Here is a 21,503-nt window from a genome sequence, read left to right as displayed (position 1 = left end):
TATAGAATGAAAGGTATTTTTAGGTATTTCTTTCGTTATAAAAAAATTACGTTTTTTATACTATTTCAGATTCTTTTTATCCAACTATTTCAACTTCTTAAGCCCTGGCCTGTAAAATTTGCATTTGATTATCTAATTGAAAAGAAAAATCTGCCTTTTAGCGCTGTGGGGCACCTGCCTTTCGATATTCAACTATTTATTCTTTGTGCGTCATTTGTATTAATATATTTTCTGTTAGGCGCGTTTGTACTGCTGAATAATATATCTAAAATATATTTTGGAAACGCAATATTGACCGATTTCAGGATGGATATTTATAGAAAATTACAGAAAATTCAGATATCATATTTTAATAAAAAATCATCAGGTGACATAATATATAGAACTATAAATGACACTCAGTCAATTCAGGTTATAGCGACAAAAATAATTTTTCCTTTGATTTCTTCAATAATTCTTCTCTTTGGAATATTTGTTGTGATATTTCAAATAAATCAAAAGCTTTTATTTGTATTCTTCCTTACTATCCCTGTTTTGTTTTTGTCTATCTCTTTTCTAAATAATGCTATTTTTAAAGTTTCAAATAAATTGAGGGAAAAAGAGAGCAAGCTGTTGTCTACTGTGGAGTATTTCTTAAACAACATGTCTATCGTGAGAATTTTTAATATGGAGGATTCTGAGCACAAAAAATTTCAAACCTCCAGCAGCGACGCGCTTAGTCTAAATCTCCAACTTAATATTTTTGAAACTATTCATGCCTGGGTTGTAAACGTATTAATCGCTCTGGGTACTGCAGTGATATTGTGGTTTGGGGTAAAACAGGTTTTGTCAAATGATTTGACCATTGGAGACTTGATAATTTTTATTTCTTATTTAGAATCCTTGTATGGACCTATTAACAGCATTTCTCAGAGCATTAGCCTTTATTATGAATCGAGGGCTGGTATAAAAAGAGTTCTATCTCTCCTAAATGAAAACGAACTAATAGTTGATGGACATGAATGTATAAAAGATAACATAATTAACTGTATTGAGTTCAAAAATGTCAACTTTTTGTATGAATCTAATAATCTGTTAATTAAAGACGCAAATTTTAAAATTTTTCGTTCTGATAAGGTTGCTTTGGTTGGCAAGTCTGGATCTGGTAAGACTACAATCGCCTCTTTGTTGGTTCGCTTTAATGAGCCCACTATGGGTGACATACTCATAAATGACAAAGATATAAAGGAATTCAAACTGAGTTCACTCAGAGACAGCATTTGTTTGGTTGGACAAAGACCAATATTGTTTAATGGAACGATTCTTGAAAATATAAAATATTCGAATTTTGATAAATCAAATTGCGATATAGATGAGATTTTAAAAATTGTATGTTTAGATGATTTTGTAAAAAACTTGCCAGATGGAATCCACACTCATGTGGGGGAGAGGGGATATATGCTTTCTGAGGGGCAAAGACAAAGAATATCTCTTGCGAGAGCCTTGCTTACAAATGCAGGAGTTTTTATCTTTGATGAGGCCACATCGGCAATCGACATAAACACACAAAAAGACTTATTTGAGAATATTATGAATAGATTTCACGATAAGACTATTATTTATACTACCCATAGGCCTGAGAACTTAAGATATTCTGATTATCTTCTGGTTATTCAAGAGGGCAGGATTTTTAAGACAGACAAATCAAACTTTAAAATTTAATAGTTGACTAAAATAATAAATTATTATAAAATAATAGTTGAGTAAATTAGTAAACTTTATTCGTGAAAATTTTAAGTAATTGTATATTATTAAAAATGTAATTTAAGGAGGATTTAAGATGAAGAGATCTATATATATGGATTATGCTGCTACTACTTTTGTAAGGCAAGGTGTTTTAGATGAGATGATGCTTTATTTCAAGGAAAATTTCGCGAACCCATCTTCCTTGTATTCTTTTTCTGAGATTAACAAAAGTGCTATCAAGCTTGCGCGATAGAGAGTAGCAAAAGTTATAAACTCGGATGAGAACGAGGTTTATTTTACATCTGGTGGTTCTGAAAGCGACAATTGGGCTATTAAGGGCATAGCATTTGCTAATAGAGCCAGGGGAAATCATATTATCACGTCACAGATTGAACATCATGCAATACTAAATGCAAGTAAGTTTCTTGAGAAGAATGGATTTTCTGTGACATACTTACCTGTCGACTCTGAAGGCTTTATAAACATAGAAGATCTGAAAAATGCTATTACTGAGAAGACTATATTGGTTTCAATAATGTTTGCAAACAACGAAATTGGTACGATTGAGCCAATATCAGAAATTGGAAAAATTTGCAGAGAAGAGGGTATATATTTTCATACTGATGCAGTTCAGGCAGTTGGGCATTTGCCAATAGATGTCAAATTAATGAATATTGACTTGCTGTCTATGTCTGGTCATAAGTTTTATGGTCCAAAGGGTGTAGGGGTACTTTATATAAAAAGGGGTGTAAAAATTGAAAATCTTATTCATGGCGGTTCTCAGGAAAAGGGCAAAAGATCGGGCACGGAAAATGTTCCAGGAATTATTGGTTTAGGTAAAGCTATTGAAATTGCACAAAGTGAACAAGATTTTGAGATTAAGCGTTTGACTACTTTAAGAGATAGATTGATTAATGGCATTTTAGATGAGATTCCAAATACGAAACTAAATGGTCCGGTAGGAGATTTGAGATTACCTAACAACGTGAATATTAGTTTTCTTGGCGTTGAAGGCGAAACCCTACTTTTCGATTTAGAAGATGCAGGAGTTTTTGTTTCTACAGGAAGTGCTTGTGCGTCTGGTTCTCTTGAACCATCACATGTTCTTCTTTCCATTGGGCTACCTCACGAAGTTGCACATGGTTCTATAAGGATGACTCTAGGTTTAAATACTAAAGAAAAAGATGTAGATTATGTTTTAGAAGTATTGCCAAAAATTGTAGAAAAAAGAAGGTCCATGTCTCCTCTGTGGAGCGAAATTGTTAGTAAGGAGGAAAAGACTTCATGTACAGTGAAAAGGTAATGGATCACTTTAGGAACCCAAGAAATGTAGGAGTAATACCTGATGCTGATGGAATAGGTGAAGTAGGCAATCCCAGATGTGGTGACATAATGAAAGTATATATAAAAGTCAAAGACAATATTATTGAGGACGTGAAGTATGAAACTTATGGCTGTGCATCAGCAATTGCTTCTTCAAGTATTGCGAGCGAATTGATAAAGGGCAAAACTCTTGAAGAGGCGTGGAATATTACAAACAAAGCTGTAGCCGAAGCTTTAGATGGTTTGCCACCTATAAAAATGCACTGTAGTGTCTTGGCTGAAGAAGCTATACATAAGGCTATCAACGATTACCGTAAATCTCATAATCTTGAATTGTGGAAGGAAAGAACACACGCCGAAGTTATAAAAGAGCACCAATCAAAAATATAAAATTTCTTGAATTAATAAACAGAGCGTTCCGTAAAGAATTCTTTACGGAACGCTCTGTTTATTATAATGTAATATTCTGCTAAAGTTATTTAATATATTGATGATATTACATTTAGTATTATATTATAAATACTATTGACACATATTAATAAATATGTTATATTCTCTTTTATAAAATAAAATAAACTTTTTGGAGGTGTAATAATGTCAGAGAAGATTGTCGGTATCGACTTAGGTACCACTAATTCTGTCATTGCTGTAGTTGAGAGTGGGGAACCTGTAGTTATTCCTAATAGTGAGGGTAGTAGGCTTACTCCTTCTGTAGTTGGCTTTACAAAGAATGGCGATAGGTTAGTAGGTCAACTTGCAAGGAGGCAAGCTGTACTCAATTCTGATAATACTGTTTATTCAGCTAAAAGGTTCATTGGCCATCGTTTTTCAGAGGTTGCTGCTGAAAGGAAAAGAGTGGCTTATGAGGTCGTCCAGGGGCCGAATGATTCAGTAAGATTTAGAATTCCTGCCATAAACAAAGAGCTTTCACCAGAAGAAATCTCTTCTATGGTTTTGATGAAATTAAAAACAGATGCCGAGGCTTATCTGGGCGTGAAGATTACAAAGGCGGTAATTACTGTTCCTGCATATTTTAACGATTCACAAAGACAGGCTACGAAGGATGCTGGTAAGATTGCAGGTTTAGATGTGGTAAGAATTATTAACGAGCCTACCGCTGCAGCTCTTGCATATGGTCTAGACAAAAAGAAAAACGAGACTGTTCTTGTTTGGGATTTAGGTGGTGGAACGTTTGATGTTTCGATTTTAGAGGTTGGAGATGGAGTTTTTGAAGTAAAATCCACATCAGGCGATACACACCTTGGTGGAGATGATTATGATCTAGCACTTGCAAACTATCTGGCTGATGAATTTAGAAAGGATCAAGGAATAGATCTAAAAGCCGATAAGCAAGCATGGCAAAGGCTTCTAGAGGCTTCAGAGAAGGCGAAAATTGAGCTTTCTTCAATGACTTCTACAAATATTAGCTTGCCATTTATTACTGCAGATCAAACAGGTCCAAAACATCTTGAAATGAGTATTACTAGAGCAAAATTTGAGGATATCACAAGGCATCTTACAGAGAGATGTATTGCACCGTTCAAACAAGCTCTTGATGATGCAAAGTTAAAAATTGAAGATATAGATGAGGTTATTCTCGTTGGTGGTTCTACAAGAATGCCTGCAGTTCAAGAACTGGTTAAAAGATTGACTGGAAAAGAGCCTAATAAAGGTGTAAATCCAGATGAAGTTGTGGCTGTGGGTGCTGCAATTCAAGGTGCTGTTCTTGCAGGAGAGGTAAAAGATGTAGTCTTGTTAGATGTTACTCCTCTTTCTCTTGGAATTGAGACACTTGGTGGAGTGTTTACAAAGATGATTGAAAGAAATACTACTATTCCTACTAAAAAGAGTGAAATATTTACTACCGCTGAAGATAATCAACCTGCAGTTGAGATTCACGTTTTACAAGGAGAAAGAGCAATGGCAAGAGATAACAGAACTCTTGCAAGATTTAGACTTGAAGGTTTACCTCCTGCACCAAGAGGTGTTCCGCAGATTGAAGTTACTTTTGACATAGACGCAAATGGCATATTAACTGTCCATGCAAAAGATCTTGGAACGGGTAAAGAACAGAAAGTTACGGTAACAGGTGCTTCTACTCTATCTAAAGAAGAAATAGATGAAATGATTAAAAAAGCTGAGCAATTCGCTGAGGAAGATAGAAGAATTAAAGAAGAAGCTGATACAAGGAATCAAGCAGAGAGCTTTGCTTATAGCTTAGAAAAGACTTTGAAAGATATAGGTGATAAAATTTCTCAAGACGAGAAATCAAAAATAGAAAATGGAATTTCTGAGTTAAGAGATTTGATCAAGAAAAATGCAAGTAAGTCTGAAATTGAAGCTAAGATGAATGAACTAAAGCAACTAAGCTATAAACTTAGCGAGGAGATTTATAAGAGTAGTTCTTCGGCATCTTCTTCGGGACCTACAACAGATAGTTCTTCAGGACAGGGTCCACAAGAGGGTGAAGTAATAGATGCTGATTTTAAAAAGGAAAATTAAAGAAAATTTAGTTCCTAGTTTTTTATAAATCTTAAAAAGTTACTTATAAATACAAGGTATCGAGTGACAAATGCGGGGATGCCAATAAGGCTGTATATGTCACTCGCTACCAGTTTATATTATTTTAAAAATCTATTTAGATATTTATTTTTCAGAGCTAGAATTTAATCTGGCATATTAAAGGAGGTAAAATATGTCTGAAATAAAGATAGAAAACACTAACGGTGAAAACGGTGAAAATAAAGAAGGCGAAGAAATAAAGGATTACGTTGAAACCCCGGTTGAGGATAAAGATGCTCTTATTAAAAAACTCCAAGAAGAAATAAATGATTTGCAAAATAAATATTTAAGAAGTTTGGCGGATTATGATAACTTAAGGAAAAGAACTCAGAGGGAAATAGAATTTAGAACTAACGAAATTAGAAGAAATTTTTTAGCAAAGATATTGCCAAATGTTGATCAACTCGAAAGGGCACTATCTTATTCTGATTCTGAAAATTTTAAAAAGGGAATAGAGATGGTCTATAAAAATTTATATGAAGCTCTTAAATCAGAAAATATAACAAAAATTAATGCTGAACCAGGCACTATTTTTAATCCTCTATATCATGAAGTAGTATTTACAGAGGAATCAGATGAACCTGAGGGCACCATACTCCAGGAGTTGAGTGCTGGGTATATATATAACAATGAGGTATTAATTCCATCAAAAGTTAAAGTGAGTCGGCCGCCTAAAAAGGAAGGCGAAACTTTAGATGAAGTATAAAGATTATTATAAGATTCTTGGAGTTGATAGAAATGCTACTGAGAAGGAAATAAAACAGGCATATAAAAAATTAGCCAGAAAATATCATCCTGATTTACCGGGCGGCGATGCAGAAAAATTTAAAGAAATAAATGAAGCTCATGAAGTTTTATCAAATCCTGAAAAAAGAAAAATATACGACCAGATGGGTTCTACATGGACAACTCAGGGAGTAGGTGGCCAGAACTTTAATTTCAATGGCAATTTCTATACTCAATATAATATCAATCCCGGTGATTTTGATAATATATTTGACCTTATAAATAGCATTTTTGGTTCTACTGGTAAGAGAGGTTTTTCTAGTAGAGGATTTTCACCGTTTGACCTGTTTGGAAAACAACAAAACGTTAGGGCAGATGTTGGCCAAGATGTGGAATCTGAGGTTACCATATCATTTAGCGAATATTTACATGGTACTACAAAAAGAGTTAATTTGCCATACCTTAATAAAGATGTGGAATTAAAGATCCCTGCTGGAGTAAAGGAAGGTTCTAAGATTAGATTCAGGGGCCTGGGTCAAAATGGCGGAGATCTATATCTAAAAGTAAAGATTGAAAAGGATCCGCGATTTTCTATAGAAGGCGATAATATAAAGACTTCAGCTAACATTTCTTTGTTTACAGCTCTTCTTGGTGGTGAAATCCCGATAGAGACTCCTGAAGGAAGAGTGAAGGTGAAGGTCCCGGCTGGATCTTCATCAGGGACTATTCTTAGATTAAAAGGACTTGGTGCGCTTAAGCACAACAAGACAAGAGGAGATTTGCTTGTAAATATAAATGTTCAAATTCCAAAAAATCTTTCGAGTGAAGAAAAAGAGATTGTTACAAAATGGGCAAAATTAAGGGGTGAGAAATGATGCCAGAAACTAGTGGCTTTTATGCGATAAGTATTGTTTCAAAAATGTTATCAATTCACCCACAGACAATAAGAAGATATGAAGAATTAGGGTTAATTTGTCCTAAAAAACTTGATGGTAAAACGAGGGTTTTTAGTGATGAAGACATAGAAGTTCTAAAAAAAATTCAAGAATTTACAAAAGATCTTGGGATAAATATTGCAGGTGTTGAGGTTATTTTAAGATTGTCAAAAAGAGTAGAAGAACTAGAGTCAGAAGTATCAAGGCTCAATAATTTACTAAAAAGTATTTCTCAAGAGAAAGAAGGTGAAAATAATGAACCCAGATAAATTTACAGAACAGTTAAGGGATTCGTTAGAGTCTTCACAGAGAGTTTTAATGACATTTCAAAACAGCCAGCTTGATGTAGAGCATCTTTTGTATGCGATGCTTAATCAACAGGATGGTCTTGTAGGAAAAGTTTTAACAAGAGCTGGAATTAATAAAAATGATATTAAAAATAGATTAGAATCGATTTTGAACAGATTACCAAAAATACAATATTCATCTTCTACTCCACAAATATATATCACTCCCTCTTTGAAGAAGGTTTTAGATATAGCGGAGGAAGAAGCGATTAGGTTAAAGGATGAATTTGTTGGAGTAGATCATGTTTTGATTGCGATAGTAAAAGAAGGCGAGAGCCCAGCGTCGCGCCTTTTGAACGAGTATGGTATTACAGAAGAAAAGGTTTATCAAATTCTTAAAGATATAAGGGGTACTCAAAGAGTGACAGATCCAGGTGCAGAAGAGAAATACCAAGCTCTTGAAAAGTATACAAGAAATTTAACTCAACTTGCTTTAGAGGGAAAGTTAGATCCTGTAATTGGTAGAGATGAAGAGATTGAGAGAGTAATGCAGATTCTTTCCAGAAGAACGAAAAACAACCCGGTTCTAATTGGTGAACCCGGTGTTGGAAAGACAGCTATTGTTGATGGTATTGCTCAAAAGATAGCTTCAAACGATGTACCTGAGATATTGAAGGGAAAACAACTTTTAGCGCTTGATATGGGTGCTTTGATTGCAGGTACTAAATTTAGAGGAGAATTTGAAGAAAGATTAAAAACAATTATTGATTCTGTAACCAAAACACAAAACTATATTTTGTTCATTGATGAATTACATACTGTAGTTGGAGCAGGCGCTGCAGAAGGTGCCATTGACGCATCAAATTTACTTAAACCTGCCCTTGCAAGAGGTGAATTAAGGGTAATAGGTGCTACTACGCTAGATGAATATAAAAAATATATTGAGAAAGATCCTGCTCTTGAAAGAAGATTTCAACCGGTTTTTGTAAAGGAACCAAGCGTAGATGATACCATTTCTATTTTAAAGGGTTTAAGGGACAAATATGAGGCGCATCATAGGGTAAAAATTACAGATGAGGCAATTGAATCGGCTGCTCATTTATCTGAAAGATATATATCTGATAGATTTTTGCCTGATAAAGCTATTGATTTGATTGATGAAGCTGCTGCTAAAGTGAGAATTCAGCTTTCTAATATGCCTACGGAACTTAAAGAAATGGAAAATAAGTTATCAAGATTATATCAAGAGGGTCAGGAAGCTGTAAAAAGAGAAGATTACGAATTGGCAGCAAAGTTAAAGAGTGAATCTGAGGCTCTTTCAAGAAAATTTAAGGAGAAAAGAGATAAATGGTTAATTGATAAAAAAGTTAACGAAGTAGTAGATAAGGAAGACATTGCAAATTTGGTTTCCAAATGGACAGGCATACCTGTAACAGAGCTTGTTCAAGAAGAAGTTGACAAATTGACTAATATGGAAAATATTCTTCATAAAAGAATTATTGGTCAAGATGAGGCCGTAGTTGCTGTTTCTGAAGCGATACGAAGGTCAAGGTCAGGTCTAAAGGATCCTAGAAGGCCAGTAGGATCATTTCTCTTTCTTGGTCCAACTGGTGTGGGTAAAACTGAGCTAAGCAAGGCTCTTGCTGCATTTTTATTCAAGGATGAAAATGCTCTTGTAAGAATTGATATGTCAGAATATATGGAGAAACATTCTGTGTCGAGGCTAGTGGGTGCTCCTCCAGGTTATGTAGGCTATGAAGAAGGAGGTCAACTGACAGAAGTTATTAGGAGAAGGCCATATTCTGTAATACTCTTAGATGAAATAGAGAAAGCACATCCTGATGTTTTTAATATACTTTTACAGGTTCTTGACGATGGAAGATTAACAGATGGTAAGGGTAGGACTATTGATTTTAGGAATACTGTTATAATAATGACATCTAATCTTGGTTCTGATATACTATTAAATTCTAATGTAGAAGATGAAAAAGAATTTGAAAAGGCAAAGAATAGAGTTTTATCGCTATTAAATTCTACTTTTAGACCGGAGTTTTTAAATAGAATTGATGAGATTGTAGTTTTTAAGCCTCTTTCTAGATCTGATATTGAAAAAATTGTTGAATTGATATTAAATGATATTCAAGAAAGATTGAATGAAAAGAAAATAAAACTAATACTTACAGAGGATGCAAAGAAATTTTTTGCAAAAGAGGGATATGAACCTACAATGGGTGCTAGACCTCTTAAAAGATATATACAGAAAAATTTGGAAAATATTATTGCGAAGGAGCTTTTAAATAATAGGATTAAGGAAGGAGATACCGTGAAGATAGTGGTAGAAGATAATAAGATCGGACTGGTAGTTGAATAATGAATTTTTTTGACATAATTTGGTTTATTTTTATAATATTTGCTTTTACTCCTGTATTGCAGCAGAAATATCTAGAAAACATGAGAATTAGGACTATAAGATCTATGGAGAAAAAGATGAATTCCAGGGTTATTACTCTTATACACAGACAGGAGACTATATCTTTTTTTGGTATTCCTCTTTCGAGATATATTGACATAGATGATTCTGAACAAATTTTGAGAGCAATAAGGCTTACCGAAAAGGATATGCCTATTGATATCATACTTCATACTCCAGGAGGATTGGTATTGGCAGCAGAGCAGATAGCAAAGGCGTTAATAAGGCATCCTGCACCTGTGAGGGTTTTTATACCTCACTATGCTATGTCTGGCGGTACCATGCTTGCTCTTGCTGCCGATGAAATATACCTTGATGAAAATGCAGTTCTTGGTCCTGTTGATCCGCAGCTGGGAGAGTACCCAGCTGTTTCTATTTTACAGGTAGTTAGAGAGAAAGGTATTGAAAATGTCGATGACAAAACATTAATTTTAGCAGATATGTCACAAAAGGCTGTTAACCAAGTAAAAAGTACTATTAAAAAACTTTTACAAGATAGAATGGATTCAGAAAAGGCCTCTTTCCTTGCTGAACTTTTTACAAGTGGAAAGTGGACGCATGATTATCCTATTTCCTACGAAGAGATTAAAAATTTGGGTATTTCAGTGAGAAATGATTTGCCAGAAGAAGTGTATGAGCTAATGGAGTTATATCCTCAGGCAGGAAATAGAAGGCCATCGGTACAATTCATACCTATTCCATACAAACTTCCTGAGAAAGGCAATAAATAAATAGTGTACAAAAAAAGTGATGAAAAAAAAGGTTTATTGTTTGTAGTTTCTGGTCCTTCTGGTGTGGGCAAAGGGACAGTAATAAAGGAATTAATGCAAAGAGATCCAATGCTTTGTCTTTCTATATCTATGACAAGCAGACCTAGAAGGCCTAACGAAGTTAATGGCAAAGATTACTTTTTTGTTTCTGAATCTGAGTTTTTGGAACACATAGAAAAAGATAACCTTTTGGAATGGGCTAAAGTTCACGGAAATTATTATGGAACCCCAAAGGATTACGTTTTAAAAAAATTAAGTGAGAATAGTGATGTTGTTCTTGAAATAGATACAAGAGGTGCAAGTAAAATAAAATCATTGTACCCTGATGCAATTTTAATCTTTATTGTTCCACCAAGATGGTGTGATCTAAGATTAAGGTTGGAAACAAGGTCTTCCGAAAATTTTGATGAGATAAAAAGAAGGCTTTCGAGATCGATTGAAGAAATTGAAGAATATTTTATATATGATTATATAATTGTAAATAGTAGTGTTATAGAAGCAGCTAGCGAGCTAGAATGCATAATTGTTGCTCAGAGGGCAAAAAGAGAAAGAAGAGAAGATATAATTTCGAGACTTAGATCAGAAATACAATTTGGACAGGAGGTAATTTAGTTTTGATAGCGCCTAGTTTAGAAAATGCGTTGAAAATGATACCGTCTAGATATGCTTTAGTTATTGTAGCTGTAAAAAGAGCAAAAGAAATAAAAAGTAATAAAGACCTTTTCACAACTAATGTTAGCGATCCTCTCGAGCAGGCATTTGAAGAAATTGCAAGTGGGAAAATAAAATTTACTATAAATAAGTAAATTGAAAATACTTTTTGGCATTTGTGGTGGCATTTCTGCGTATAAAGCTGCAAATTTTGTTTCATCTCTTGTAAAAGAGGGAAATGAGGTAAATGTTGTGATGACTCAGAATGCTACTAGATTTGTTTCTCCTTTAACATTTGAAGCTTTAACAAAAAATATTTGTTACAGTGAGTCTAATTTGCCTTCTGGTAAAGACTCAATAGCCCACATAACTTTACCCCAAAAATCTGATGTTTTTATTATATGTCCGGCTACTGCTAATACAATTTCAAAGATTGCATTAGGTATAGCTGACAACCTTCTTACTACAATGGCTATTGCAAGAAAATGCCCGCTGGTATTAGTTCCAGCAATGAACGATACTATGTGGGGAAATCCTTCTGTGCAAGATAATGTAAAGAAATTATTGGCTCAAGATGTAATATTTTTTGGTCCTGCTTATGGAAGACTCGCTTGCGATAGCATAGGGTCTGGTAGAATGCTGGAAGTACCTGAACTCTTAGAAATGTTTAACTATCATTTCTATCCAAAAAAGGATTTTGTTGGAAAAAAGATATTGATAACTGCAGGTCCTACTCGCGAACCAATAGATCCTGTTAGATATATTTCTAATAGATCATCAGGCAAGATGGGCTTTGCTTTTGCTCAGGCTGCTTCTTTGAGAGGTGCACAGGTAAGGCTTATTGCAGGACCAACTGGTTTACGAACTCCTTATATGGTAGAAAGGATTGATGTTGAAACAACAGAAGAGATGTTTAAGAGTGTTATCGATAACTTTGAGTTTTGTGATATACTGGTTATGGCAGCTGCTGTTTCAGACTTTAAAGTAGATCAGCGGTATACGAAAAAGATAAAAAAGAAGAATAACTTAGAGCTTAATCTTATATCAAATCCCGATATACTTAAAGAAGTTAATTTATTGAAGAAAAATCAGATAGTTATAGGCTTTGCCGCTGAAACTGAAAATCTTAGCACAAATGCTAATAAAAAACTAGTTGAAAAAAAATTAGATTATATAGTAGCTAATAAAATTCACGAAACTGGTTTTCCTTTTGGTAGTGAAAACAATGAAGTTTTGATCTTATCTTCAAGTGGCGATTATTACGAACTTAATTCAACAAAAATAAATATTGCAAACTTTATTTTAGATATTATTAAAGAAAAAATTTGATATCGGTTCAATATTTTTTTGTGCTATAATTTTTAAGATTATAAATGAGAGGTGATAAAGTGGCTGGAAAAATCCGCTTGGGGGTTAATGTTGATCATGTTGCCACGCTTAGAGAATCAAGAAAGATTACCTATCCAGATCCACTCTTTGCTGCCTCTATTTCCCTAGCTGCAGGTGCTGACCTTATAACAGTTCATCTTAGAGAAGACAGAAGGCATATACAGGACAACGATGTCCTTAAAATAAGAAAGGCCGTAGATAATCTAAATTTAGAGATGGCTTGTGTTCCGCAAATTGTTTCTTTTGCCTTGAAGGTAAAGCCGAACAAAGTGACCTTAGTTCCTGAAAAAAGGGAAGAGCTCACAACAGAAGGAGGTTTAGATCTTTCTAAAAACTATGATTCTTTGAAAGAAAGTATTTCGACTTTAAAATCAAATGGAATTGAAGTCTCTCTTTTTATCGATCCAGATGAATTTTCTATTGAAAAAAGTGTTACCTTAGGTGCTGATTCTGTAGAATTGCATACCGGTAAATATGCTGACTCTTTGGATGAAATTGAGAGAAATTTTGAGTTAGAAAGATTGAAAAAGGCATCTAATCTTGCTAAAGAAGCAGGTCTGAACGTTTATGCTGGTCATGGTTTAAATAAGAGCAACGTTTGGCAAATTGCTTTGATACCTGAAATTGAAGAATTAAACATTGGACATAGCATAATATCAAGGGCTGTATTTGTAGGAATTTTTAAAGCGGTCGAGGAGATTGTAGAAATACTTAGTCTTGCGAGTGCTTTAAGAGAAAATAAGAATTTATAGGAGGTCTAATTTGAATAATATTAAGTGTGGATTTAAAGACTATGAAGAGTTTAAAAATTTTGTTAAAGAAAATGAAGTGAAATTTGTAGATGTAAGATTTTGTGATGTACCTGGAACATGGCAGCACTTTACTGTTCCAGTAGAAGCTTTTAATGAAGGCGTGATAGAAGAGGGTTTAGGTTTTGATGGTTCGAGCATAAGAGGATTTCAGCAGATCGAAGAGAGCGATATGATACTCATACCAGATCTGTCATCAGCTTTTGTAGATCCGTTTTTTGATGATTTAACTGTAAATATTATCTGTGATGTAAAGGAACCAATTGTTTTGAGAGATTATCAAAAAGATCCAAGGGGTGTTGCAAGGAGAGCAGAAAATTATCTTAAAACAACGGGTATTGCAGATACTGCATACTTCGGACCGGAGGCAGAATTTTTTATTTTTGATGACGTTAAATACAAATATGATTCTAGAGGCGGAATGTTTTCCATAGATTCAGTAGAAGCCTGGTGGAACTCTGATAGAGAAGAAGAGCCCAATCTTGGTCATAAAATAAGATCCAAAGAAGGTTATTTTCCATGCCCACCAAACGATCAATTACAGGATGTCAGGTCCGAAATGGTTAAGGCAATGATGAAAGTTGGCCTGGAAATTGAAGTTCATCACCATGAGGTTGCGACTGCAGGACAGGTTGAAATAGATATAAGATTTAACAACTTGCTAAGGATGGCCGATGATCTTATGAAATATAAATACGTTGCAAAAAATGTTGCAAGGGCAAACGGTTTAACAGTTACCTTTATGCCCAAACCATTATTTGGTGATAATGGTTCAGGTATGCACTGTCATCAAAGCTTGTGGAAGGGTAACAGGCCGCTTTTTTATGACGAAAAGGGTTATGCCGGACTTAGTGACATTGCGTTGTGGTATATTGGTGGTCTTCTCAAACATGCAAAATCTGTTCTCGCCTTTGCCGCACCTACTACAAATTCGTATAAGAGACTTGTACCTCATTATGAAGCTCCAGTAAATCTGGCATATTCGCAAAGAAATCGCTCTGCTGCTGTTCGTATTCCTATGTATACTGCTAATCCAAAAGCCAAGAGGATTGAATTCAGACCGCCTGATCCGTCTGCAAATCCATATCTAGCCTTTTCTGCAATGCTTATGGCAGGTTTAGATGGAATAGAAAATAAAATTGATCCGGGTAAGCCTCTTGATAAGAATATTTATGATTTGCCACCAGAAGAAGCTAAAAATATTCCTTCAGTTCCTGGTTCTTTAGACGAAGCCCTTGATGCTCTTGAAGCGGATCATGAATATCTTTTGAAGGGCGGGGTCTTTTCAAAGGAATTGATAGAATCATATATTAAATTTAAGAGAACTCAGGCTAAAGAGTTAGCTATAAGGCCTCACCCATATGAATTTGTTACGCTTTTTGATATTTAAGCAAAACTACTGTTAAATTAAAATTGACTGAATTGGCACTTGGTGTTATTGCCAGGTGCCATTTTCATGTAAAGCTTTAGAAGGGAGATTATATGTGTGGAATAGTTGGTTATATAGGTAATAAAAATTCAGCAGATGTAGTTTTGTATGGGTTAAAAAAGCTTGAATACAGAGGATATGATTCTGCAGGTATAGCCGTAGTGGGCGAATCTGGGAACCTTGATATTAGACATGCAGTAGGAAAAATTCTATTTTTGGAGGATAACTTAAGAGACGCGCCTTTAAAAGGCTTTTTAGGAATTGGTCATACGCGTTGGGCTACTCATGGAGAGCCGTGCTTGAAAAATGCCCATCCTCAAGTTGATTGCACTTCCTCTATTGCTGTAGTTCATAATGGGATTATTGAGAATTATCTTGAACTTAAAGAAAATTTATTATCTAAAGGTCATATTTTTAAGTCTGATACTGATACAGAGGTTATTGCTCATCTCATAGAGGACTATCAAAAAACTTATAAAGATACCTTTACTTCGTTTTTAAAAGCGCTTAATGATTTAAGGGGCGTTTTTGCTATTGCTCTTATTAACTCTAAAGAACCTGACAAAATTTTTGCAGCAAGACAATTTGCTCCTCTAATTTTAGGTCGTGGCAAGGGTGAAAACTTTTTGGCATCTGATATACCGGCAATATTAAAATATACTAAAAATGTGTATATTATGAAAGATGGGGAAGTTGCAATAATAAGTAAGGATGAAATAAGTATTTTTGATATGGCTGGGCATAGGATTAAGCCAAGCTTTTTTGAGGTTAAATGGAATGAAGAAGATGCTGAAAAAGGCGGTTTTGATCACTTTATGTTAAAAGAAATTTCTGAACAACCTCTGGTTGTCCAGGAAACAATTGGACAGAGAGTTTTTTTTGAAAATGAGTTTGAACCATATAAAGATGAACTTCCAAAGGATATAGCAAGAGGAATTTCAAGGATTTGTTTTGTGGCATGTGGTACATCTTATCATGCTGCATTGATTGGAAAATTTTTAATGGAATATCTAGCAGATATGCCCTGTGAGGTCGATTATTCTTCAGAATTTAGATATAGAAATGCAGCAGTAAATAATAGCGTTTTAACTATTGCTATATCTCAATCAGGTGAAACAGCTGATACTTTAGCTGCTATGAGAGAAGCTAAGAAAAGAGGTAGTTATGTCCTAGCTATTACTAATAGATTAGGTTCTACTGCAAATAGAGAAGCAGACTTTAGTATACTAACGAGAGCGGGTCTGGAAATTGGTGTTGCTGCTACCAAAACTTTTACTTCTCAATTGGTTACTCTTTATATTTTAGCCCTTTATATGGGTAGTTGTAAGAAGAGTATTTCTAAACAAATAGTGGATGAGACACTTGGTTATCTTCTTGAGGTTCCCAAACGACTTGAAGAATATTTTCCAAAATTCTTGAATGATATTGAAAAGAGTGCGAGGATTTATTCTGGTTATAAAAATATGATTTTTATGGGAAGAGGGATTAATTATCCAGTTGCACTTGAGGGTGCTTTAAAACTCAAAGAGATCTCGTATATTCATGCGGAAGGATATCCTGCTGGCGAAATGAAACATGGGCCTATAGCTCTTCTCGATCCAACTACGCCTGTTTTGGCTATTGCTACAAGATCTGCTATTACTTATGAAAAGGTTCTTTCGAATATTGAAGAGGCAAAGAGTAGGAGATCAAGAGTTGTAGCTCTAATTAGTGAAGGAGATAAGGATGCTGTAAACCTTGTAAACGATATCTTATACGTGCCTGATGTGCCTGAAATTGTTTCACCAATTTATAACGTTGTTCCGTTACAACTTTTTGCATATTATGCTGCCGTATGGTTATCTAGAGATCCAGATAAGCCAAGAAATCTTGCAAAATCAGTTACTGTGGAGTAATAAAATTGGATGAATCTTATCATCATGAACACGTTCATGAGGTATCTAATGTAAAAACCATAAACTTGTGTTTAGTTATACTTCTTAACTTTGGAATAGCTTTTTTTGAAATAATTGGTGGGATCCTTTCTGGAAGCGTCTCACTATTTTCTGATGCAATGCATAATTTTAGCGATGGTCTCTCTGTACTTATCAGTTATATTGCATTGAAAGTTCAAAGTAAGAGAAATGATAAAAGGCGGACATTTGGGTATAAAAGATCAGTTATTATTTCAGCATTCATTAATTCGCTGGTTTTAATAATCATATCTTTATTTATTTTTAAAGAAGCCTATGAAAAATTTTTACATCCATCGAATGTCAATAGTTCAGTTATAATTTTTGTTGCTATTCTGGCTGTATTTGCCAATTCTTTGGGCGTTTTTTTGCTTCATAAGGGTTCCAAAGAAGATATGAATATTAAGTCCTCTTATTTACATCTTTTAGTAGACGCTCTTTCATCTATAGGAGTTGTAGTGGCTGGAATCATAATATTTTTCTTTCACATAAATTGGGTTGATCCTTTAATAGGTTCACTAATTAGTTTATATATTTTAAAGGAAAGCTTTGAGATTCTAAAGAATTCAACAAATATCTTATTTGAAGGTGTTCCAAATAATATAGATGTTTATAAAATTGTTGAAGAATTAAAAGGGATAGAAGGGGTTAAAGACATTCATCACGTTCATGTATGGTGTTTGAATGAAAAGAACATTAATTTTGAAGCTCACGTTAATATTGAAGACGTAATGGTTAGCCAGACAAAGAGAACACTTCTTGAAATCGAAGAAAAACTAAAAAAGTTTGGCATTAATCACGTAACAATTCAATTTGAACATAATTTTTGCAATGGAGTTGGAGTAATTAAAAATTGAGTTGATGATACAATAAATACATATAGATATATATAAATTTCAAAGGGGGCTTTGAAATGTTTGTTTTAGGCTCTTCAGATATCAGGTTTGAGGAAGAAAAGCTTTTTTCTATGGGGCAAACTCCGTTAGCTCTCATGAGTATTGTGGGAATAATGAGTGCATTAAAGTTTATAGAAGATTTTAAAAATGTACGTAAAGTTATAGCTGTATGCGGCAAAGGCAATAATGCAGGGGATGCTCTTTCTTTACTTTATAATTTAAAGTTAAAAGGGTATGATTGTTCTATTTATCAACCCTGGGGAGCAGCAACTGAGGAATGTAGAATTCAAAGAGAACTTTGTAGATCGTTGGGCATAGAAGAAACTTCAGATTTAAAAAGTGCTGACGTTATTGTTGAAGGTCTTTTGGGAGTAGGTTTTTATGGAAGTCTTAGAGAAGAGGCCCTTAAACTGATTAGAGATATAAATAATTTAAACAAACCAATAGTTTCTATGGATATACCAGCAGGACTAAATTCAGATACTGGTGAGCCTCAACCAGATGCAATTAGAGCTACATATACTTATTCTATAGGATTTCTTAAAAGAGGATATCTTTTTAGACAATCTTATGAATATACCGGTAAAGTAATTGTTATTGATATAGGATTTCCTCCTCCAGAAAACGGTTTAAAAATTTTTACTTCTTCTGATGCAAAACTTCTAATTAGAAAGAAAGATGATTTTTCTCACAAAATAGAAAAGGGTTCACTTCTCGTGTGGGCAGGTTCGAAACAATATCCAGGAGCTTTAAGACTTTGTTTGGAAGGTGCACTGAATATGGGATTGGGTATGAGTTTTTCTATTGTAGAAGACGAGTTTTCAATTTTGCCTCCTGAAACAATTCCAATTGCTGAAAAAGATTTTGTATCAAATAATATAGATCAAAAGATATTAAAAAAAATTAGAGCTGTGTTAATAGGCCCAGGACTTACAAATAAAAAAGAGGTTTTTATAAAAGAATTTGTTTCAAAAACAAATTTACCATTAATTTTAGATGCAGATGCTCTGTTTCCAGATATAATTAACCTGATAAAAGATAAAGAAGTAATTATAACGCCTCATGAAGGAGAATTTGGGAGGATATTTAAGAATGATTTAGATAGAGTTGAAAGATTTGAGTCATTTCTTGATCAGTATCCGGGTATTACTTTAATTCTTAAAGGTCCAAATACTTTGATAGGAAAAGGAACACAAAAGTATGTAGTTCCTATCGCAGATTGTGACCTGGCGGTAGCTGGTTCAGGAGATGTCTTAAGCGGTATGATAGGTGCACTCCTTTCTACAGGATATGATACGCTTAGTGCATCGCTTTTAGCGACTTTTGTCCATGCAATTATTCCTGAAATTGCTAGGCAAAAGAACATGAGAGTAACGAGGTCTTCTGATTTAGCAAAGCTTTTAAAAGCTTTTGGAGGTTTTGAAAATATTATAGAAAGTTGTGATTTCATCTAGATAAATAATTTATGGAGGAATATTTATGAAAACATTTTCTAAAGTAGCACCAAAGTCTCTTATTAGAAAAGATTTTGAACATCTGAAAACTACAGTCCATTTAATAGTAAATGACAAAGTAAAGCCCTTAATACTAATTCAATCGATAGAAGGACACTCCCATGAAGGGCATTCCGTTTTTAAAGGAGAAAAATTCCCAAATACATGCATGGAAGATATTGTCTTGGCTTTGAATATGGATGTGGATGTGATTAAAAGAGAAAGGCAAGTATTGATTGATGATATTAGAAAATGGTTTCTAGAATTGGAAGAGAAAGATTTAGATACTAGAAAGCCATTGTTGAATTCTCATGGGGAACCGCTACTTGGGATAACAATGTTTGAAAATATGCAAGTTTCTGTAAAAAGTGCAGTATTTGGATATATTTTAGCTGGTTTGATGGATGATATAAAGTATAGAGAAAAAGCTGAAGCAAAATACAAAGTGAATATTGGAGGAGGGGATATTTATATTGTTGATAGAATAAAGATGGAAGAGTTAGGCATAACTGGAGATATGTTAGCAAAAGGAGAAAATGAAAAAAATATTGAAGACTATAAAAGGAAAGGTTTAATAGTTTCAAGTGATAGGATTATTTCGGGTTCTAACGTAATAGTTTCTCACTATATCAGACATAAAAAAGGCCCTGGACTATCAGATGATGCGGCACTCCTCTCTGCTGGTTTTTTGTCCATTTTTAAAAAAAGAGATGTTTCTGCGCTTATAGGCGCTTTTTTAGCTGATTCGGTTGATACCCTTGATAAATTTTCAGACAGGATAGTGGAGCTTGGTCAGGATGAGGAGCTTGCCTTTGAGCTTATTTCTAAGTTCAAACAATTTGATTTTCGAGAAGACTTGCTTCTAAAATTCATATATTTAGCTAGTATTCCAGAGGATTTGAAGGGTAATGTTCCAGACAGTTCTATGAGACATTTTTTGCAAAAAGACGAAAAAGTAAAAATTTCAGAATTGGAAAGCCATATTGCTTTTCTACGTGGGGAAGAGGTACCGTCCATTCTTTTAGCTTTTCAAGAGGTGCCTAGTTCTAAATTTTATAGCTATTACACTGAAAGATTGAAAGAGTTTAATTAAGATATAAATTTATAGATTAATCCAAAATTTTTGAGTAATATAAAATTTGACAAATTTAAAATTTATTAGTAAGATATTAATCCGTAGCGGGTCGTTAGCTCAGTTGGTAGAGCAGCTGACTCTTAATCAGCGGGTCAGAGGTTCGAATCCTCTACGACCCACCAGTAGTAGGAGTTCCTCGGTAGCTCAAAGGTAGAGCAACCGGCTGTTAACCGGTAGGTTGTAGGTTCGAATCCTACCCGGGGAGCCAGTCCTTCGTAAACGTACATCCAATGGTATGCTGTTAATAGCATTTTAAAAGGTGATAAAAGTGTGTGAACTATAAGGAGCCAATAGAGGCTAAGAGGAGTCTTCTTTCAGAATTTTTGCAAAACTATCCAGAAGTGAAATCAAAAATATTTTTAGGTTATCTAAGATTATAAGTGTTTGTTCCAGAAATTACATGAATAAATATCCATTTTATAGGGGATTGGAGGGGAAGGAGTATATTTTTGTGCATAACGGCACGCTTAATGATTATGAGTCTTTAAAGCTTAAAAAATTCAAACCTATCGGAGAAACAGACTCTGAATATGCCTTCTGCTATTTGCTTAGTTCTATTGGAAAAGAAGGTATAAATATTTGGATGGAAAAAAGTTTTGATTGGCTTGCAGAAAAATTAATAGAGATAAACAAATACGGAAATTTTAATTGTATATTTTCAGATGGTGAGTTTATGTTTTGTTTTTATGATAAAAATGGCTATAAGGGACCTCGTTTTGTTCAACGGAAATCTCTATATGATACATGTCGGTTGATGGATGAAGATTGGGAAATAAATCTTGCTGAAGAAAAGAGACCAGAAGAAACAGGCTATATTGTTGCAACAAGAAAATTAACAGATGAACAATGGAAAGATTTCGAATTTGGTGAACTTATTGTGTTTAAAGACGGGAAAATAATTTACTCTAGTTGTCGTAATATATCTGATACCTTTTAATAAACCCATTTGGT

18 protein-coding genes, 2 tRNA genes and 1 pseudogene are annotated in these 21,503 nt (G+C 34.2%); all 21 read left to right on the top strand.

Translation table 11 applies throughout. The features are described from left to right. Positions 1–6: 6 nt before the first annotated feature. The 21 genes and pseudogenes from TDSAC_RS05370 (at position 7) to TDSAC_RS05270 (ending at position 21,489) form a co-directional block, all read left to right on the top strand. Positions 7–1,701: an ABC transporter ATP-binding protein gene (locus TDSAC_RS05370; protein WP_108309230.1), complete on the top strand. Its 1,695-nt coding sequence runs from the start codon at positions 7–9 to the stop codon at positions 1,699–1,701. 118 nt (positions 1,702–1,819) lie between these two features. Then, a pseudogene (gene nifS, locus TDSAC_RS05365) lies at positions 1,820–3,028 on the top strand (cysteine desulfurase NifS). Then, a complete protein-coding gene (gene nifU / locus TDSAC_RS05360; protein WP_108309229.1) occupies positions 3,010–3,438 on the top strand; it encodes a Fe-S cluster assembly scaffold protein NifU in 429 nt (142 codons plus the stop codon). The pseudogene nifS and the gene nifU overlap by 19 nt, the downstream one beginning before the upstream one ends. A 204-nt stretch (positions 3,439–3,642) precedes the next feature. Beyond that, positions 3,643–5,550 carry a molecular chaperone DnaK gene (dnaK, locus tag TDSAC_RS05355; RefSeq protein ID WP_108309228.1) on the top strand — a complete coding sequence of 636 codons (1,908 nt, stop codon included), beginning with the start codon at positions 3,643–3,645 and terminating at the stop codon, positions 5,548–5,550. 193 nt (positions 5,551–5,743) lie between these two features. After that, positions 5,744–6,316: a nucleotide exchange factor GrpE gene (locus tag TDSAC_RS05350; protein ID WP_108309227.1), complete on the top strand. Its 573-nt coding sequence runs from the start codon at positions 5,744–5,746 to the stop codon at positions 6,314–6,316. Beyond that, positions 6,306–7,211 (top strand): DnaJ C-terminal domain-containing protein, encoded by a 906-nt coding sequence (locus TDSAC_RS05345; protein ID WP_108309226.1) that lies wholly within the window; start codon positions 6,306–6,308, stop codon positions 7,209–7,211. Before TDSAC_RS05350 ends, TDSAC_RS05345 begins: the two co-directional genes overlap by 11 nt. Continuing rightward, positions 7,208–7,540: a chaperone modulator CbpM gene (locus TDSAC_RS05340; RefSeq protein ID WP_234405729.1), complete on the top strand. Its 333-nt coding sequence runs from the start codon at positions 7,208–7,210 to the stop codon at positions 7,538–7,540. Before TDSAC_RS05345 ends, TDSAC_RS05340 begins: the two co-directional genes overlap by 4 nt. Continuing rightward, positions 7,527–9,929, top strand: coding sequence for an ATP-dependent Clp protease ATP-binding subunit (locus TDSAC_RS05335; RefSeq protein WP_108309225.1), 2,403 nt, complete (start codon positions 7,527–7,529; stop codon positions 9,927–9,929). The genes TDSAC_RS05340 and TDSAC_RS05335 overlap by 14 nt, the downstream gene beginning before the upstream one ends. Further along, on the top strand, positions 9,929–10,759 hold the full coding sequence (locus tag TDSAC_RS05330; protein ID WP_108309224.1) for an SDH family Clp fold serine proteinase: 831 nt from the start codon (positions 9,929–9,931) through the stop codon (positions 10,757–10,759). Before TDSAC_RS05335 ends, TDSAC_RS05330 begins: the two co-directional genes overlap by 1 nt. A 3-nt stretch (positions 10,760–10,762) precedes the next feature. Beyond that, complete coding sequence (gmk, locus tag TDSAC_RS05325) at positions 10,763–11,410, top strand: guanylate kinase (protein WP_108309223.1); 648 nt, start codon at positions 10,763–10,765, stop codon at positions 11,408–11,410. Positions 11,411–11,412: 2 nt separating this feature from the next. Further along, on the top strand, positions 11,413–11,604 hold the full coding sequence (rpoZ, locus tag TDSAC_RS05320) for a DNA-directed RNA polymerase subunit omega (RefSeq protein WP_108309222.1): 192 nt from the start codon (positions 11,413–11,415) through the stop codon (positions 11,602–11,604). A gap of 1 nt (position 11,605) precedes the next feature. Then, on the top strand, positions 11,606–12,778 hold the full coding sequence (gene coaBC, locus TDSAC_RS05315) for a bifunctional phosphopantothenoylcysteine decarboxylase/phosphopantothenate--cysteine ligase CoaBC (protein ID WP_199919716.1): 1,173 nt from the start codon (positions 11,606–11,608) through the stop codon (positions 12,776–12,778). 59 nt (positions 12,779–12,837) lie between these two features. Then, positions 12,838–13,590, top strand: coding sequence for a pyridoxine 5'-phosphate synthase (locus tag TDSAC_RS05310; protein ID WP_108309220.1), 753 nt, complete (start codon positions 12,838–12,840; stop codon positions 13,588–13,590). A gap of 10 nt (positions 13,591–13,600) precedes the next feature. Then, complete coding sequence (gene glnA, locus TDSAC_RS05305; protein WP_108309219.1) at positions 13,601–15,037, top strand: type I glutamate--ammonia ligase; 1,437 nt, start codon at positions 13,601–13,603, stop codon at positions 15,035–15,037. 92 nt (positions 15,038–15,129) lie between these two features. Beyond that, positions 15,130–16,971 carry a glutamine--fructose-6-phosphate transaminase (isomerizing) gene (gene glmS / locus TDSAC_RS05300; RefSeq protein ID WP_108309218.1) on the top strand — a complete coding sequence of 614 codons (1,842 nt, stop codon included), beginning with the start codon at positions 15,130–15,132 and terminating at the stop codon, positions 16,969–16,971. A 5-nt stretch (positions 16,972–16,976) separates the two neighbouring features. Continuing rightward, on the top strand, positions 16,977–17,885 hold the full coding sequence (locus TDSAC_RS05295) for a cation diffusion facilitator family transporter (protein WP_108309217.1): 909 nt from the start codon (positions 16,977–16,979) through the stop codon (positions 17,883–17,885). A 56-nt stretch (positions 17,886–17,941) separates the two neighbouring features. Continuing rightward, a complete protein-coding gene (locus TDSAC_RS05290; RefSeq protein ID WP_108309216.1) occupies positions 17,942–19,378 on the top strand; it encodes an NAD(P)H-hydrate dehydratase in 1,437 nt (478 codons plus the stop codon). 25 nt (positions 19,379–19,403) lie between these two features. Next, positions 19,404–20,510, top strand: coding sequence for a hypothetical protein (locus TDSAC_RS05285; RefSeq protein WP_108309215.1), 1,107 nt, complete (start codon positions 19,404–19,406; stop codon positions 20,508–20,510). Positions 20,511–20,598: 88 nt separating this feature from the next. Continuing rightward, positions 20,599–20,674 (top strand) — tRNA-Lys (locus TDSAC_RS05280). An 11-nt stretch (positions 20,675–20,685) separates the two neighbouring features. After that, positions 20,686–20,760, top strand: a tRNA-Asn gene (locus tag TDSAC_RS05275). Between the two features lie 192 nt (positions 20,761–20,952). After that, entirely contained in the window at positions 20,953–21,489 is a 537-nt protein-coding gene (locus TDSAC_RS05270; protein WP_108309214.1) for a class II glutamine amidotransferase, read from the top strand. Positions 21,490–21,503 lie beyond the last annotated feature (14 nt).

Source organism: Thermodesulfobium acidiphilum, assembly GCF_003057965.1.
Taxonomy (GTDB): domain Bacteria; phylum Thermodesulfobiota; class Thermodesulfobiia; order Thermodesulfobiales; family Thermodesulfobiaceae; genus Thermodesulfobium; species Thermodesulfobium acidiphilum.
The sequence above is the reverse complement of the archived record's forward strand: the minus strand, read 5'-3'. Positions and strand labels throughout refer to the sequence as shown.

Excerpts from the sequence above, each read along its gene's own strand:
- TDSAC_RS05370 (WP_108309230.1), top strand. The coding sequence starts at position 7 with ATGAAAGGTATTTTTAGGTATTTCTTTCGTTATAAAAAAATTACGTTT.
- nifU (WP_108309229.1), top strand. The coding sequence starts at position 3,010 with ATGTACAGTGAAAAGGTAATGGATCACTTTAGGAACCCAAGAAATGTA.
- dnaK (WP_108309228.1), top strand. The coding sequence starts at position 3,643 with ATGTCAGAGAAGATTGTCGGTATCGACTTAGGTACCACTAATTCTGTC.
- TDSAC_RS05350 (WP_108309227.1), top strand. The coding sequence starts at position 5,744 with ATGTCTGAAATAAAGATAGAAAACACTAACGGTGAAAACGGTGAAAAT.
- TDSAC_RS05345 (WP_108309226.1), top strand. The coding sequence starts at position 6,306 with ATGAAGTATAAAGATTATTATAAGATTCTTGGAGTTGATAGAAATGCT.
- TDSAC_RS05340 (WP_234405729.1), top strand. The coding sequence starts at position 7,208 with ATGATGCCAGAAACTAGTGGCTTTTATGCGATAAGTATTGTTTCAAAA.
- TDSAC_RS05335 (WP_108309225.1), top strand. The coding sequence starts at position 7,527 with ATGAACCCAGATAAATTTACAGAACAGTTAAGGGATTCGTTAGAGTCT.
- TDSAC_RS05330 (WP_108309224.1), top strand. The coding sequence starts at position 9,929 with ATGAATTTTTTTGACATAATTTGGTTTATTTTTATAATATTTGCTTTT.
- glmS (WP_108309218.1), top strand. The coding sequence starts at position 15,130 with ATGTGTGGAATAGTTGGTTATATAGGTAATAAAAATTCAGCAGATGTA.
- TDSAC_RS05290 (WP_108309216.1), top strand. The coding sequence starts at position 17,942 with ATGTTTGTTTTAGGCTCTTCAGATATCAGGTTTGAGGAAGAAAAGCTT.
- TDSAC_RS05285 (WP_108309215.1), top strand. The coding sequence starts at position 19,404 with ATGAAAACATTTTCTAAAGTAGCACCAAAGTCTCTTATTAGAAAAGAT.
- TDSAC_RS05270 (WP_108309214.1), top strand. The coding sequence starts at position 20,953 with ATGAATAAATATCCATTTTATAGGGGATTGGAGGGGAAGGAGTATATT.